Genomic DNA, 765 nt, shown 5'->3' with positions numbered 1-765 from the left:
TAACGCCCTGTTAAGGTGTGAGCAACGCAATACCGATGCCGCCGCATAACACCTTAATCACCTAAACCAACGCATAGTAAAAATGCCACGCGTTGCGAATCACTCTTAAACAGTTTGTTAGCCGCTCATTCCCAAAGGTTACTGCTTACTCAACAGGAACTTACGCAAATCTCTCTCTGCACGCATAACAAACAGAATAAACACTTTGTCACCGTCTTGTTTATAGAAAACACGACATGGATTAACGACAACTTCACGATAACTTAAATGTTCTAGCTCGGGTGGAATACGACCTGACTCCGGGAAAGTTTGTAGGCGTTCGACTTTGGAGAAGATCGTTTGTACTAACTGCTTTGCAGCTACGATATTTTCAAGTGCGATATATTCAGCGATATCATTGAGGTCAGATAACGCTGGTTCAGTCCAGATTACTTCAGCCATTTTGACATTTTGTCCTTGGCTTCATCGTGACTTACCACTTTACCGTCAGCTAACGCACGCTCACCTCTTGCAATACCCTCAAGAATAGCTAAACGATTTTGCATAAATTCATAGTCATCAACATCAACGAGATACGCAGATGGCTTACCATGCTCAGTAATTAACACGGGTTCTTTAGTGTCATGGAGATCGGCGAGGATCTTAGTTGCTTGACGTTTAAGTGATGTAACTAGTTCTACTTTCATGAGAGCTGCTCCAAAGGAATACTAAAGTGATACTATTCTATCACTTTGAGTATAGCAAGCTCCATGACGGCTAACGCCC

General features: G+C 42.6%; 2 protein-coding genes. Both read right to left on the bottom strand.

Annotation, left to right across the window (positions count from 1 at the left end; all coding sequences use genetic code 11):
* Nucleotides 1–138: 138 nt before the first annotated feature.
* Entirely contained in the window at nt 139–441 is a 303-nt protein-coding gene (locus tag LIX84_RS23325; RefSeq protein ID WP_025796191.1) for a type II toxin-antitoxin system RelE/ParE family toxin, read from the bottom strand.
* On the bottom strand, nt 429–686 hold the full coding sequence (locus LIX84_RS23320; RefSeq protein WP_005448240.1) for a type II toxin-antitoxin system Phd/YefM family antitoxin: 258 nt from the start codon (nt 684–686) through the stop codon (nt 429–431). Before LIX84_RS23320 ends, LIX84_RS23325 begins: the two co-directional genes overlap by 13 nt.
* Nucleotides 687–765 lie beyond the last annotated feature (79 nt).

Source organism: Vibrio sp. E14 (genome assembly GCF_020515785.1).
GTDB classification, from domain to species: Bacteria; Pseudomonadota; Gammaproteobacteria; order Enterobacterales; family Vibrionaceae; genus Vibrio; species Vibrio diabolicus.
Note: the sequence above shows the minus strand (reverse complement) of the source record. Positions and strands in the feature narration are given on the sequence as shown.

Excerpts from the sequence above, each read along its gene's own strand:
- LIX84_RS23325 (WP_025796191.1), bottom strand. The coding sequence starts at position 441 with ATGGCTGAAGTAATCTGGACTGAACCAGCGTTATCTGACCTCAATGAT.
- LIX84_RS23320 (WP_005448240.1), bottom strand. The coding sequence starts at position 686 with ATGAAAGTAGAACTAGTTACATCACTTAAACGTCAAGCAACTAAGATC.